Raw genomic sequence first — 13,942 nt, forward strand, 5'->3', positions numbered from 1 at the left:
CGAGTGTTCAGGCGTCCAGTTGTTCTTTCGCGGCGAGGCCCAGCTCACCGAGTACGCGGTCGCGCGAGACGTCGTCGGCGAGCACGCTTTCGATCGCCTTGCGGAAGGCCGGGGCATTGCCCAGCGGGCCTTTCAGGGCGACCAGCGCGTCGCGCAGTTCCATCAGCTTCTTCAGCTCGGGGACCTGCTCGACGAGGTTGGCCGGGTTGAAGTCCTTCATCGAGTTGATGTTCAGCTGCACGGCCAGCTCTTCGTCGGTGGGCTCGTCCTGCAGGCGATTGGGTACCGAGAAGGTGAGGTTCAGTTCCTGTTTGGCCAGGACTTCGTCGAAGCTGTTCTTGTCGATGGCGATGGGCTTGCGGTCTTCGATCTTGCGATCGTCGGCGCGCTGGGTGAAATCGCCGAGCACCATCAGTTTGAGGGGCAGTTCCAGCTCCTCCTGGGCGCCTCCGGTGGCGGGCTTGAAGGTGACGTTGATGCGTTCCTTGGGGGCTACCGAGCCTTCTTTGGCCATGGGTCTTCTCCTTTGCGTTTACGGCCCGGGGGCCTAATCGAGCACCACTTCGAGATCGAGGTGGCACAGCCTGCGGTAAATCTCATCCTTGCTTTCGCGCACGGCGTGGTTCTGCGGCAGCAGCTCGCAACAGCTATGCAACAGACGCAGCACCTCGAGGGCGAGATCGGGTTCCCAGTCGCCGAGACCGGTGGCCTGCAGCGTCTGATCGAGGGATTCGAGCTGGGTCTTGGCCAGGTCGTACTTCTTGGCCTGGAAGCACAGCCGGGCCAGGGTCAGCTGCCAGAAGAAACGCTCGCGCCCGCCGTGGGCGCGGTTCAGGCCCTGCTTGAGCTTCTGCACGGCGCTCTTGAGGCCGTCCTTGCGCAACTGCGGGAGCACGTCCTGCAGGGCCTCTTCCCAGGCTGGCGTGCCGCTCTGATGGGCGATCGGTTCGCTCGGGGCCTGGGCGGGCTGCACGTGCGGCATCACCCGGGCACTGATCCAGGCGCGGGTTTCGGCATCGGCGAAGGGCGTGCCGTCATGAAAGCGCAGCTCGTCGAGACCGGGCATGCGCTGCAGGAACAGCGCGAGCTGGATTTCCACTTCCCGCATGGCCTGCTCGGCGTCGAGCTCGTTCAGGCATTCCCAGGCCAGGCGCTGGCCGTCGAGCCAGAAGGGGGCGCGGGCGATGCTCGCCTCCAGGTCGGCCAGCAGGTCGGCGTAGAGCCCCTGGGCGAACCGCTCGCGGTAGCTGGCCAGCTTGTCGGCCGGTACGCCACGCAGGGCGGTGACCTGCTCGGCGTTGCGTTCGGGCAGGCTGTCGATGGGCAGCCACAGCAGGGTACGCGCCAGACGCAGCGGCTTGAGATCGGTGGCTTTCTGCTTCAGCCACCAGCTGCACAGCGGCCTCGCCTGGTCCTGCAGGCTGCGCAGACTCTTGTGCGCATCCTTCTCGTGTTCCACCGGTGTGCTGGCGGTGAAGACCTGGGCGGCGGCCTGCTTGACCTGGGCGATGGCCGCTCCGACGGTGCCGGGCTGCGGATGGGCGGCGCCGGCGCGCTTGACCATGTCGTCGAGGCGACGGCACAGGGGCAGCAGCAGGGGGGCGTCCTCGCCCAGGTGACCGGACAGGCAGCCCTCGAGGACGCGAAGGTCATCGGCCAGCTTGCGAAAAAGGGGAAGCTGCTCGCCGATCGGCACATGCTCGGCGAGGGCCTGCTCCAGGCGCGGTACCAGCCAGGAGATGGCTGCGGCGCGGGTGCGGGGTTTGAGCGGATGAAGCTCGGTCCAGTGATGGATGCACAGGTACTGCAGCAGGCTCACGCCGGCCTGCAGGCCGGCAAAGGATTCGCGCTGGTAAAGGCTCCAGGTGAGCCAGGCGCAGGCACGCAGATCCTTCGACTGGGTGCTGAGCAGCGCTTCGCTGCCTTCGCGGATCTTCTGCCAGTCGATGCCGCCGGTCTCGTGGACGGCGCTGGCCTTGCCCAGCTCCGCCTCGAGCAGCTCGTATCCGGGCGTGTAGCGGCTGTCTTCGCCTGCAAAACTGCTATCGGAAATCGGCGCCTTGGCCAATTTCAAATAATGAGAGGTCAGTGTTTCTGAATACATCGTCCCTGACTCGCAAGTTCAATCCCTGAACTTCTGGGACGCTCGCCTATATAGAAGGCAAACGCCTTGTGAATTCGAAAGGTGCGCAAGATCTTGCGCAGCTTAATTGCGCAGATTTTTGCGCAGTCCTTATGTGTTGGGCATCCTAGACGCCGTGACCGACGGGTTCAAGTTTGAAAGTGTGACCTGTCCTGCAGCGTTATACATACAGCCAAAAGCCAGGGAACTTTGGCCATAGTTGCTGAAAGAGGAATAAACGTTGAATTAAGTCTCGGTGAGACATATGCCATGGATATGTAAGAAATTGCTTACGTGAAACTTGGCGGTGAGTCACGGTATATGGATTGCCAGTGACTTATATGGCCGCGGGGGCGGGAGCGCCTGCTTGTGAAGCGGGAGATAGCACGGAGAATAGGGCACCTCCAGGGTGCCCGGCTGTGGTGATGGTGAGCTGGGAGCCATGCGCGGCGGGTCGGTCGTGCCGCGCCGTTCTCGTCAGCGCAGGGGCTGGCTTTCGAGGGTCAGGCCGAGGGTGTGGCGGGCGCCGGGTTCCAGGACGATCAGGTCATCCAGCACATTGGCGGTCTCGATGCAGAGCATGCGCTGCCAGGCGTCGTCGGCAAAGCTGCTGAGCCGCTGCGCCTTGGCGATCCAGGGATTCCACAGCACGGCCGACGCCGAGCCGCGGCTGGTCAGGACGAGGCGGCGATTCCAGCCGGGGTCCACCAGGGTCAGGGTAGGCTCCAGGTCCAGGTAGACGCGGTCGGTCTCTGCGGTGAAGCGCAGATCGCCTTGCTGCTGGCGTTGCTGCCAGCCCTCCAGCGTCTCGATGTAGCGCCGGCCGGCGAGCCCGGTGACCGAGACCTGGTGGATGTCGCTGATGGCGAAGTAGGTGTGCAGCGCCTGGCTGAGCGCCAGCGGGCGTTCGCCCCGGTTTTCGCTGGTCAGGTCCAGGTGCAGTGCCTGGTCCAGGCGGATTTCCAGTTGCAGGCCCGCGTGCTGCGGCCATTGCGGCAATCCTGCCGCGGCCTGCGGGCACGTCAGGCGCAGGGTCACTCCGTCGGCATCGACCACGGGGTCTTCCATCGTCCAGTCGATCGCGCGCACCAGGCCGTGCGCCGGCGCCGCCTCGCCCTGGTAGAGCTGCTGCACGCTTTGCGGGTTGCGGGCGAGATCGCCGAACCAGGGCCAGCACACCGGAACGCCGCCGCGTACCGATTGGCCGCTGCGCATCGCTGCCTCCTCGCTCAGCCAGATGATCGGCGGTGCATCGCCACGCCGGTAGCTGAGCACCTGGGCGCCCTGTCCGGCGACGAGCAGCTCGGCATCGCCATGGCGGATACGCCAGCAGTTCAGTTGATCCTGTTCGAGACGTTGGATGTCGGCGGGCATGGGTGCTCCCTGGTGATAGGTCGTGGGGATGAGCGACGTTCGCGCACAAAAGAACAACGCCCGTCGAGGACGGGCGTTGGTTGGACTTATCGGCCGTAGACCTGTTCCGGTAGCCAGGTGACGATTTCAGGCCAGAGGTAGGCGACGACGAGCATGCCGATCTGGATCATGATGAAGGGGATCACGCCCTTGTACATGACGCTGGTCGGTACGCTGCGAGGCGTGACGCCGCGCAGGTAGAACAGCGAGAAGCCGAAGGGTGGCGTGAGGAAGGAGGTCTGCAGGTTGAGGGCGAACATCACGCCCAGCCAGACCGGGTCCAGCCCCATGGCCAGCAGGATCGGGCCGACGATGGGCACGACCACGAAGATGATCTCGATGAAGTCGAGGATGAAGCCGAGCAGGAAGATCACCAGCATCACCACCAGGAAGGCGCCGAGCACGCCGCCAGGAAGCTGATGCAGGGCGTCCTCGATCAGCGCTTCACCACCGAAGCCGCGGAACACCAGGGAGAACAGCGAGGCACCGATCAGGATCAGGAACACCATCGAGGTGATTTCCGTGGTACCGAAGGCGACGTCCTTGAGCTGCTTGAAGTCGAGTTGACGCTTGGCCAGCGACAGGATGGTGGCGCCCAGCGCACCGATCGCGGCGGCCTCGGTGGGGGTGGCGTAGCCGGCGAGGATCGAGCCGAGCACCGCGCCGATCAGCAGCAGCGGCGGCAGCAGGGCGGCGACCAGCTTGCCCCATTCGATCGGGCCCAGCTCTTCCTGGGGCAGTGCCGGCAGCTTCTTCGGCTGGAAGATCGCGGTCAGGGCCAGGTAGAGGATGTAGAGGCCGACCAGCACCAGGCCGGGAATCAGCGAGCCGACGAACAGGTCGCCCACCGATACGGTCTTGGGGGAGAAGATGCCCATCTTCAGCTGTGCCTGCTGGAAGGCGCTGGACATCACGTCGCCCAGCAGCACCAGGATGATCGACGGCGGAATGATCTGGCCAAGGGTGCCGGTGGCGGCCAGGGTGCCGGTCGCGATGGCAGGATCGTAGCCGCGGCGCAGCATGGTCGGCAGCGCCATCAGACCCATGGTCACGACGGTGGCGCCGACGATGCCGGTGCTGGCGGCCAGCAGGGCGCCGACCACGCAGACGGAAATCGCCAGGCCGCCGCGCATGGTGCCGAACAGGCGCGACATGGATTCGAGCAGGTCTTCGGCGACGCGGGATTTTTCCAGCATCACGCCCATGAAGACGAACAGCGGCACCGCCAGCATCGTCTGGTTGTTCATGATGCCGAAGATGCGGTTGGGCAGGGCATGCAGGTAGCCGACGTCGAAGGTACCGGTCACGACACCGATGCCGGCGAACAGCAGCGCCATGCCGCCCAGGGTGAACGCCACGGGGTAACCCGACATCAGCGCGATGCAGATGCTGACGAACAGCAGAATCGCCATGATCTCAGCCATGCTTGACCTCCATTTCCGGCAAGCGACCGGCGAGACGGTAGACGACCTTGATCAGGTCCGAGAGGGCCTGCAGGCCCAGCGACACGACCAGCACCAGGATGATCGATTTCTGCAGGTAGACGAACTTCAGTCCGCCGGATTCGTTGGAGCGTTCGCCCGTCGCCCAGGAGTTGCTGACGTAGTCCCAGCTGTTCCAGCCCAGGAACAGGCATACCGGCAACAGGAACAGCAGGTGGCCGAGGCCGTCGATCATGCCTTGCCGGCGTGCGGAGAGCTTCTGGTAGAAGATGTCGACCCGAACGTGCCCGCCGCGCTGCAGGGTCCAGGCCGCGGCGCCCATGAAGACCAGCGCATGGGCGTACATCACCGCTTCCTGCAGGGCGATGGCGCCGATGCCGAAGCCGTAGCGCAGGACCACGACGATGGCGGTGCCGAGGACGAGAAACAGGGTTAGCCAGGCGCAGAGCTGGCCGAGTCGCGCATTGAGGGCATCGATGATGCCCGCCACGCGCAACGCGGCCGGTGTGGGTGCGGACATTGGTCGAGTCCTTCTTATTAGTGGGAGGAGTGTTGGAGAGGCGGCCGATTCTATGCAGCCCGCTCAATCGCAGCAATCAGCCTACAACTTTAGTCGCGTGAGCTAGGCTTGAGGGGCGCGAGCCACTATGTTAGCCGAGCCCGAAATAGACTGTTCGTCCGGGGTTCGTGGCGCGAGCGGTGCAACGCCGCCGTGCCCAAGGGGCGAACGGCTCGCCGTTGGGCATCGACCGGTTTGTCGATGCCGCGCGATCTGGTGACAAAGGGTGCTCCCCGCGCCCGCAAGAACAAACAAAAACAAGGAGAAACTCCATGAAACGTCGCGACATTCTCGCCGCCGCAGGCGTGGGCCTGGCGGCAACGGCCCTGGCTGGCTGCAAGGAAAAGAACGAAACGGCCGGCGACAGCCAGGCCAGCGCCCAGCAAACCTTCAACTGGAAAATGGTGACCTCCTGGCCGAAGAACTTTCCCGGCGTAGGCGTCGGTGCGGAGCGCTTCGCCAAGCTGGTCGAGGAAATGAGCGGCGGCCGGCTGAAAGTCAAGGTCTACGCCGCCGGCGAGCTGGTACCCGCACTCGAGGTGTTCGATGCCGTTTCGCGCGGCACCGCTGAAATGGGCCACGGCGCGCCCTACTACTGGAAGGGCAAGGTGCCCGCGGCCCAGTTCTTCTGCGCGCTGCCCTTCGGCCCGAACGCCCAGGAAATGAACGCCTGGTTGCACCGTGGCGGCGGCATGGAGCTCTGGGAGGAGGTCTACAGGCCGTACGGCGTACTGCCCATGGCCTGTGGCGCCACCGGCGTGCAGACGGCCGGCTGGTTCAACAAGGAAATCAACTCGGTCAACGATTTCAAGGGCCTGAAGATGCGCACCCCGGGGCTGGGCGGCGAGGTGCTGACCAAGATGGGCGGCACCGTGGTGAACATGCCCGCCGGCGAGATCTTCACCGCGCTGCAGACGGGCGCCATCGACGCCACCGAGTGGATCGGCCCCTACAACGACCTGGCGCTCGGCCTGCACAAGGCCTCGAAGTACTACTACACGCCGGGCTGGCAGGAGCCGAACGTGACCTTCGAGCTGGACATCAACCTCAAGGCCTGGGAGACGCTGCCAGCCGACCTGCAGGCGATCGTCCGTGCCGCGGCGCGCGACGTGAACGGCGACATGCTCGACGACTACAACGCCAAGAACATGGAAGCGCTGGAGCAGCTGCGCGAGCAGGGCGTCGAGGTGCGGCGTCTGCCCGATGACGTGCTGGCCCGTCTGAAGGAGGTCGCGGCCGAGGTGGTCGACGCTTCGGCGGCTGCCGACCCGGTCGCCAGCAAGGTCTGGGAGCAGCAGCGTGCCTATCTGGATCGGTTGTACGAATACGCCGAGCTGAACGAGCGGGACATCTACAACATCCGCGGTTGACGCATGAAAGAAAGCCGCCCGGACCTCACGGCCCGGGCGGCTTTTTCATGCCTGCGCGGTCAGGCCTGCAGCGTGGCGGTCAGGCTGATCTGGGCGTTGAGCACCTTGGAAACCGGGCAGCCTTCCTTCGCCTGGTTGGCGATCTGCTGGAACTGGGCCTCGTCGGCACCCGGAACCTTGGCATCGAGGGTCAGCGCGATGGCGGTGATGGCGAAACCCTCGCCGGACTTGTCGAGGGTGACCTCGGCCTTGGTCTCGATACGGTCGGCGGTGAGGCCGGCCTGGCCGAGCATCATCGACAGCGCCATCGAGAAGCAACTGGCATGGGCGGCGCCGATGAGCTCTTCGGGGTTGGTCCCTGGCGCGCCCTCGAAGCGGGTGTTGAAGCCGTACGGGTTGTCCTTCAGGGCGCCGCTCTCGGTGCTGATGGTGCCCTTGCCTTCCTTAAGGCTGCCTTGCCAGACGGCGGATGCGGTCTTTTTCATGTGGCTCTCCTCGAACGTTGGGGGTTCTGTTCAGAGGAGCGCCACACGTGCAAGTTCAGCGGTCTCGGTGGCCGTCCGGCGTGCTCATGGCTGATCGTCCTGCGGCGCTTCGAGCAGGCCGAGCCACTGCGCCAGGACTTCCTGGGCCTGTTCCACGCCCTGGCGCTTGGGTGCCGAGAACAGCTGCACGCTGATGCTTTCGCCCCACTGCTGGCGGATGTCGCGCTGGATCTTCAGCACGGCGTTCTTCGCCGCGCCGAAGGCCAGCTTGTCCGACTTGGTCAGCAGGATGTGCAGCGGCATGCCGCTGGCCTGCGCCCAGTCGAGCATCATCCGGTCGAAGTCGGTCAGCGGATGGCGAATGTCCATCATCAGGAACACGCCGGCCAGGCTCTCGCGGCTGCCCAGGTAGGCTTCGAGGTGGCGTTGCCAGTGCTGCTTGAGCGGGATCGGCACCTTGGCGTAGCCGTAGCCGGGCAGGTCCACCAGCCGGCGCTCGTCGTCGAGCCGGAAGAAGTTGAGCAGCTGGGTGCGTCCCGGCGTCTTCGACGTGCGCGCCAGGTTGGCGTGGGTCAGGGTATTCAACGCGCTGGACTTGCCGGCGTTGGAGCGCCCCGCGAATGCCACTTCCAGGCCTTCGTCGGCCGGGCACTGATCGACCTTCGCAGCGCTGATCATGAAGGAGGCTTGCTGGCAGAGGCCGATGATGGGGTTTTTCGGGAGCATCAGGAATTCCGGTAGGTACGGGGGCGGCGGGGGTGCGGCAATGCTTCGTTTCAGTTTCGGATTCACCAGTATATAATGCCGCAGATTTTGTGTGCGCTTTGGCCTGTTCAAACCCTTATCACCAGCGCCCAGACCTCTTCACCATGGCCTGCGGTCAGGCTCGTATCCGGTGAAGCCCGGGCGGTGGCCGAAGCGCGACGATGCTTGATATAAGAGCGGCGCATCCGGGCAGGACACCCGGGTGCCGGCGCGAAAAGAGTCCCCTTACAAACCCTTAGCCGTAGTTGGATGAGCTGATGAACAAAGTACTCGTGAGTCTGCTGTTGACCCTGGGCATCACCGGTATGGCCCACGCGGCTGGCGATCCCGAAGCCGGTCAGAGCAAGGCGGCTGTGTGTGGCGCCTGCCATGGCGCGGATGGCAACAGCCCCGCTCCGAACTTCCCGAAGCTGGCCGGTCTGGGCGAGCGCTACCTGCTCAAGCAGCTGCAGGACATCAAGGCCGGTTCCGCACCTGGCGCCCCGGAAGGCGTAGGCCGCAAGGTGCTGGAGATGACCGGCATGCTCGATCCCTTCTCCGACGAGGACCTGGCCGATCTGGCCGCCTACTTCGCCAGCCAGAAGATGACCATCGGCATGGCCGATCCGGCACTGGTCGCACGGGGCGAGGAGCTCTATCGCGGCGGCAAGCTCGACCTCGGCATGCCCGCCTGCACCGGCTGCCACGCGCCTGACGGTGTCGGCAATCCCCAGGCGGCATTCCCGCACCTCGGCGGGCAGCATGCGCAGTACATTGCCAAGCAGCTGACCGACTTCCGCGAAGGCGACCGCACCAACGATGGCGACGCGGCCATCATGCGCAGCATCGCGGCGAAGCTCAGCAACCGCGACATCGAAGCGCTGGCCAGCTACATCCAGGGCCTGCACTGATCCGACGCCAATAGGCGCCGACGAGAGGGCGGCCAGGTCATCGACCTGGCCGCCCTTTTCGTTGTTACGCCCCGCTACACTCAGGGACGCGCAATGTGCCGCCGCCATTGAAAAACGCTAGCGAGCGCTGCCGATTTGCTGCAACCTGCCCATCGCCGGTGCTCCGAGACGGTGGCCGGCTGTCGTTTTCCGCCAAGGAGTCATCATGCGTACATTCATTCTCAGCGCCGTATTTGCCGGTTTCAGCCTGTTCGGGCTGAATGCTCTGGCCGCTGAATTCCAGGCCGGCAAGGAATACGTCGAGCTGTCGAGCCCCGTTCCTGTCGCCGAGCCGGAAAAGATCGAGGTGGTCGAGCTGTTCTGGTACGGCTGCCCGCATTGCTACCAGTTCGAGCCAGTGATCAATCCCTGGGTCGAGCAGCTGCCCGACGACGTCGACTTCAAGCGCATTCCGGCCATGTTCGGTGGCGTCTGGAACATCCATGGCCAGCTGTTTCTCACCCTGGAAAGCATGGGTGTCGAGCACGACGTGCATGACGCCGTGTTCGATGCCATCCACAACAAGCGCATGAAGCTGGCCACGCCCGATGAAATGGCCGCGTTCCTGGCCGGGCAGGGCGTCGACAAGGACGCCTTCCTCAAGGCCTACAACTCGTTCGGCGTGAAGGGCCGCATGGAGAAGGCCAAGAAGCTGGGCGCGGCCTACCAGATCACCGGCGTTCCGGTGATGATCGTCAACGGCAAGTACCGCTTCGATCTGGGCAGCGCCGGCGGCCCGCAGCGTACCCTGGAAGTTGCCGACTTCCTGATCGAAAAAGAACGCGCAGCGCGGTAATCGCTCATGCTACGCCGCTGGAGTTCGCCGCGCCTGGCCGGGCCTTGCCAGGCCAAGGTCAACGCGCACTGCCTGGATGCGAGCGGGCTGCCGGCCGATGGTCGGCTGCGGCTGCTCAGTTTCAACATCCAGGTCGGCATCAGCACCCAGCGTTATCACCATTACCTGACCCGCAGCTGGCAGCATCTGCTGCCCCACCCGGGGCGGGCCGGCAACCTGCAGCGCATCGGTGAACTGCTGGGCAATTACGACCTGGTGGCGCTGCAGGAGGTCGACGGGGGCAGCATGCGCTCCGGCTACGTCAACCAGGTCGAACACCTGGCGCAGCTGGGCGCGTTCCCCTACTGGTATCAGCAGCTCAACCGCAACCTGGGGCATTTCGCCCAGCACAGCAATGGACTGCTCAGCCGGCTCGAGCCCAAGACGCTGGAGGATCATCCCCTGCCGGGCCCGGCCGGGCGGGGTGCGATTCTGCTCAGGTTCGGCGAAGGCGAGGACGCGCTGGTCGTGGTGATGATGCACCTGGCCCTGGGCGCCCGAACCCGTGCGCGTCAGCTGGCCTACATCCGCGAGCTGCTCGGTGACTACCGGCACCACGTGCTGATGGGCGACATGAACACCCACGCCAGCGACCTGCTGGAGAAGTCCCCGCTGCGTGACCTGGGCCTGCTCGCGCCGCAGGTCGAGGCGACCTTCCCCAGCTGGCGGCCGCAGCGCTGCCTGGACCACATCCTGTTGAGCCCGAGCCTTGCGCTGGAGCGCTTCGAAGTGCTCGCCCAGCCCATTTCCGATCACCTACCGGTCGCGGTGGAAATCCGCCTGCCCGGCCAGGGCACCGATTCGCTTCCCATGGCGACCGAGCCCGCGCGATGAACGACGACGCTCAGCGCTGGCGAGAGAAATACCTGCAAAGCCTGGAGCAGCAGGATCAGGTCGAGGCGCGCTGGAACGCGCGGGTCGACCTGTTGCGGCGCAGCCTGGTGCGCAGCAGTCTGGCGGTCGAAGGCGCGGACAAGGCGGTCGACCAGTGCATGCTGGAGATGCGCGAACTGTTGCGCCAGGGCGACCTGGACGCCGGGCTCAGTGCCCTGGTGCCGCGGCTGGAAAAAGCCGTGCTGGACTCGGAAACGCGTCGCCAGGCGCGCATCGAGCAGCTGGCCGCCGCGCTCCAGCGCCTGGTGAGCCAGTTGCTTGAGCTGCCCCTGCCGCGCGAGGTGAGCAAGCCGCTCAAGCGCTTCTCCAGGACGCTCCAGGAACGGGCGGCACAAGCGCGGGAGCTGCCGGCGCTGCTCGCTGAACTCAGTGAGCTGCAGCACCAGGCGTTGAGCCAGCTGGCGCCGGAGCAAGCCGGTCGCGCCAGCTTCCTGCAGCGTTTGTTCGGTGCGCGGGAGGCTGTGGCCCCGAGTTCCGGCGAGGACGCGTCGTCGACCTCGCCGCTTGCCGCTGCCGATACTGCGCCAGCCGGTCCGCCAGTCGCCGAAGCGCACGCGCTGGCCGCCGAGACGGCCCGGTCGCTGGCAGCGCTGGCGACACAGGCCGCGCAGGACGTACTGGAAGCGGAGCCGACGCTGGCGCCACCTCCCCAGGTGGAGGCCGGGAGCCCCGAGCCCGAGCCGGTGGAGCAGGGCGATCCGGAGTTCGCGCTGCCGGCCTCACCGGAGCCGGGTTACAGCGTCATCGCCGAGCATGTCGAGGCGACGCTGCGTGGCCTGCTCGACGAGCTGAAACTGCCCGAGCACCACCAGCCCCAGGCCCAGGCGCTGCGAGAGCGCATCGAGCAGGGGCTCAACTGGTACGAGCTGGTGCCGGTGCTCGACGACCTGGCGGTGCTGATGCTGGCGGTCGCCGACCTCGGCCAGCGCGAATTCGAAAGTTACCTGGCGCTGCTGAACGACCGCCTGGCGACCATGCAGGACAACCTCGAACAGGCCCGCGAGGGGCACGCTCAGACCCAGCGCAGTGCCGATACCCTGGACGCCGAGCTGCGCATGCACGTCGACGGCCTGCAGAGCAGCATGCAGCAGGCCACCGATCTGCAGGGCCTCAAGCGCGCCATCGAGGCGCGCCTGGATGGCATGCTCGGCACCGTCGATGCCTACCGGCAACAGCGCAGCGAGCAGGAGCAGGTGCTCGGCGACCGTCTGCAGACCCTGGTCGACCGGGTGGCGAGCCTCGAGGAGACCGCGCTCGGCCTGCGCAGCCATCTGGAGGAGCAGCGCGAGAAGGCCCTGCGCGATTCGCTCACGGGCCTGGGCAACCGCGCGGCGTGGAACGAGCGCCTGGAGCTCGAGGTGGCGCGCTGGCACCGTTCTGGCGGCAACCTGCTGCTCGCGGTGCTGGACATCGATCACTTCAAGCGGGTCAACGACGTCTATGGCCACCTGGCCGGCGACCGGGTGCTGAAGATCATCGCCTCGGTGCTGCGCAAGCGGTTGCGCAAGACCGACTTCATCGCCCGCTTCGGCGGAGAGGAGTTCGTCCTGCTGCTGCCCGACACGGACGAGGACGCCGGACGCCACTTGGCCGATACCCTGCGCGCCGGCATCGAGAGCTGCCCGTTCCACTTCAAGGGCGAGCGCGTGCAGATCACCACCTCGGTCGGCCTGAGCGCGTTTCGCAGTGGCGACAGCGCCGAGCGCGTCTTCGAGCGCGCCGACCAGGCGCTCTACAGGGCCAAGCACGGCGGGCGCAACCGCGTCGAGCTTGGCTGAGCCGCTACACATCCTGTCGTACCCACCCGACCGGCTGTCACAAGCCGGCTGATATACTGCGGCGCTGTTTTCGCCGCATCGGGACCGCCCGCAACGGGCGCCGTCCGATCTCGAAGTCATCCAGCTGTCGATCAGAGGTCGTTCATGAAAATCGCCGCCATCGCCGCACTGTTCCTGCTCCTGGCCGGTTGCGCCAGCGGGCCGCGCATCGATACCCGCCACAGCTCCACCGGCCATGACAGCCGCGTGCAATACATCATCGTGCACTACACCTCCGCGGACCTCGAGCGCTCGCTGGCACTGCTGGGCGGCAACGACGTCAGCACCCACTACCTGATCGGCCAGTCTCCGGCGACCATCTACCGGATGGTGGACGAGGACCGCCGTGCCTGGCATGCCGGCGAGAGCGAATGGCAGGGGCGCACCTGGCTCAACGCGACCTCGATCGGCATCGAACTGATCAATCTGGGTTATCAGGAAGGGCCTGACGGCAGCCGGCTCTGGTATCCCTTCGGTGAGGAGCAGATCGACGCGCTGGTGGTGTTGCTCAAGGACATCATGCAGCGCCACGGGCTCAAGCCCGGCGCCATCATCGGCCACAGCGACATCGCGCCCCAGCGCAAGGTCGATCCCGGTCCGATGTTCCCCTGGAAGCGCCTGGCCGACGAGGGGCTGATCCCCTGGCCCCAGCCTGAGCGGGTGGCCGCGTACCAGGCCGCGTATGCGCTGCAGCTGCCCGATGTTGCCTGGTTCCAGGACGCGCTGGGCGCCGAAGGCTACAAGGTCCCGCGCCATGGCCATCTGGATCTGGAAACCCGCAACGTGATCGCCGCCTTCCAGATGAAGTACCGCCCGACCCGTTTCGACGGCGAGCCCGATGCCGAGACCGCCGCGATGCTGCAGGCGCTGGCGGACCAGCGGCGCGGCTGAGCGTCAGCGCCGGGTCGTGCCGATCAGGCGTGAGTCGGCGAGGGCGGCGGTGCGGTGTTCGCTGGCGGCGTGGTAGCCATCGTCGGCGATCATCGAGAGAAATGCCTCTTTCGAGGGGTAGCGGACCAGCAGCAGCTCATCCCAATCCTCTCCGGGCGGTGCGATCAGCGCGGCGTGTGCCCGGGCCATGATTTCCACTTCAGCGCCGACGGCGCGTAGATGCTCGAGTGCCACCCGGCTGTAGCGGGCATACGCCTCGCGGCCGCTGCACGGGCTGTGGCTGCTGCCGGGCGGGTAAGCCGCCTGTTCGTTGTAGCGCAGCAGGTTGAGCATCAGGATAGGCACGGCTGAAGGCATGGCGCGGGCGAACTGCTCCAGCTGCTCGCGGCTGGGGGTGAGGCTCGGCATGGGAGGGCTCCG

Annotated in this window: 14 protein-coding genes; 6 read left to right on the forward strand and 8 right to left on the reverse strand. The window is 65.9% G+C overall.

The annotated features are described in order from the left end of the window. Window positions 1-7: 7 nt before the first annotated feature. The 5 genes from tssB to DN824_RS00405 all read right to left on the reverse strand — a co-directional run bounded on the left by tssB (window position 8) and on the right by DN824_RS00405 (window position 5,497). Window positions 8-514 (reverse strand): type VI secretion system contractile sheath small subunit, encoded by a 507-nt coding sequence (tssB, locus tag DN824_RS00385; protein ID WP_138406407.1) that lies wholly within the window; start codon window positions 512-514, stop codon window positions 8-10. A 33-nt stretch (window positions 515-547) separates the two neighbouring features. After that, window positions 548-2,104: a type VI secretion system protein TssA gene (gene tssA / locus DN824_RS00390; RefSeq protein ID WP_138406408.1), complete on the reverse strand. Its 1,557-nt coding sequence runs from the start codon at window positions 2,102-2,104 to the stop codon at window positions 548-550. Window positions 2,105-2,599: 495 nt separating this feature from the next. Next, window positions 2,600-3,496, reverse strand: coding sequence for a D-hexose-6-phosphate mutarotase (locus tag DN824_RS00395; RefSeq protein ID WP_138406409.1), 897 nt, complete (start codon window positions 3,494-3,496; stop codon window positions 2,600-2,602). Window positions 3,497-3,582: 86 nt separating this feature from the next. Beyond that, entirely contained in the window at window positions 3,583-4,959 is a 1,377-nt protein-coding gene (locus DN824_RS00400) for a TRAP transporter large permease (RefSeq protein WP_138406410.1), read from the reverse strand. After that, a complete protein-coding gene (locus DN824_RS00405) occupies window positions 4,952-5,497 on the reverse strand; it encodes a TRAP transporter small permease subunit (RefSeq protein ID WP_138406411.1) in 546 nt (181 codons plus the stop codon). The genes DN824_RS00400 and DN824_RS00405 overlap by 8 nt, the downstream gene beginning before the upstream one ends. A 311-nt stretch (window positions 5,498-5,808) precedes the next feature. On the opposite strand from DN824_RS00405, the gene DN824_RS00410 reads away from it, so the two are divergent. Continuing rightward, window positions 5,809-6,906 carry a TRAP transporter substrate-binding protein gene (locus DN824_RS00410; protein ID WP_138406412.1) on the forward strand — a complete coding sequence of 366 codons (1,098 nt, stop codon included), beginning with the start codon at window positions 5,809-5,811 and terminating at the stop codon, window positions 6,904-6,906. A gap of 59 nt (window positions 6,907-6,965) precedes the next feature. Here the strand turns inward: DN824_RS00410 and DN824_RS00415 are convergent, their stop codons facing one another. Both DN824_RS00415 and yihA read right to left on the reverse strand, forming a co-directional pair. After that, window positions 6,966-7,391: an OsmC family protein gene (locus tag DN824_RS00415; RefSeq protein WP_138406413.1), complete on the reverse strand. Its 426-nt coding sequence runs from the start codon at window positions 7,389-7,391 to the stop codon at window positions 6,966-6,968. 84 nt (window positions 7,392-7,475) lie between these two features. After that, window positions 7,476-8,117, reverse strand: a complete 642-nt coding sequence (yihA, locus tag DN824_RS00420; RefSeq protein WP_138406414.1) for a ribosome biogenesis GTP-binding protein YihA/YsxC — start codon at window positions 8,115-8,117, stop codon at window positions 7,476-7,478. 296 nt (window positions 8,118-8,413) lie between these two features. Between yihA and DN824_RS00425 the strand changes: the two genes are divergently transcribed. The 5 genes from DN824_RS00425 (at window position 8,414) to DN824_RS00445 (ending at window position 13,522) form a co-directional block, all read left to right on the forward strand. Beyond that, complete coding sequence (locus DN824_RS00425) at window positions 8,414-9,046, forward strand: c-type cytochrome (RefSeq protein ID WP_138406415.1); 633 nt, start codon at window positions 8,414-8,416, stop codon at window positions 9,044-9,046. A gap of 205 nt (window positions 9,047-9,251) precedes the next feature. Continuing rightward, window positions 9,252-9,881 (forward strand): thiol:disulfide interchange protein DsbA/DsbL, encoded by a 630-nt coding sequence (locus DN824_RS00430; RefSeq protein WP_138406416.1) that lies wholly within the window; start codon window positions 9,252-9,254, stop codon window positions 9,879-9,881. Between the two features lie 6 nt (window positions 9,882-9,887). Further along, complete coding sequence (locus DN824_RS00435; RefSeq protein ID WP_138406417.1) at window positions 9,888-10,754, forward strand: endonuclease/exonuclease/phosphatase family protein; 867 nt, start codon at window positions 9,888-9,890, stop codon at window positions 10,752-10,754. Next, entirely contained in the window at window positions 10,751-12,592 is a 1,842-nt protein-coding gene (locus DN824_RS00440) for a diguanylate cyclase (protein ID WP_138406418.1), read from the forward strand. The genes DN824_RS00435 and DN824_RS00440 overlap by 4 nt, the downstream gene beginning before the upstream one ends. Before the next feature lie 144 nt (window positions 12,593-12,736). Continuing rightward, the gene (locus tag DN824_RS00445) at window positions 12,737-13,522 is read left to right on the forward strand and encodes an N-acetylmuramoyl-L-alanine amidase (protein ID WP_138406419.1); all 786 of its coding nucleotides are present in this window, start codon (window positions 12,737-12,739) and stop codon (window positions 13,520-13,522) included. A 3-nt stretch (window positions 13,523-13,525) separates the two neighbouring features. Here the strand turns inward: DN824_RS00445 and DN824_RS00450 are convergent, their stop codons facing one another. Continuing rightward, window positions 13,526-13,930 carry a DUF1330 domain-containing protein gene (locus DN824_RS00450; RefSeq protein WP_138406420.1) on the reverse strand — a complete coding sequence of 135 codons (405 nt, stop codon included), beginning with the start codon at window positions 13,928-13,930 and terminating at the stop codon, window positions 13,526-13,528. Window positions 13,931-13,942: the final 12 nt, after the last annotated feature.

It is taken from the genome of Stutzerimonas nosocomialis (assembly GCF_005876855.1).
GTDB classification, from domain to species: Bacteria; Pseudomonadota; Gammaproteobacteria; order Pseudomonadales; family Pseudomonadaceae; genus Stutzerimonas; species Stutzerimonas nosocomialis.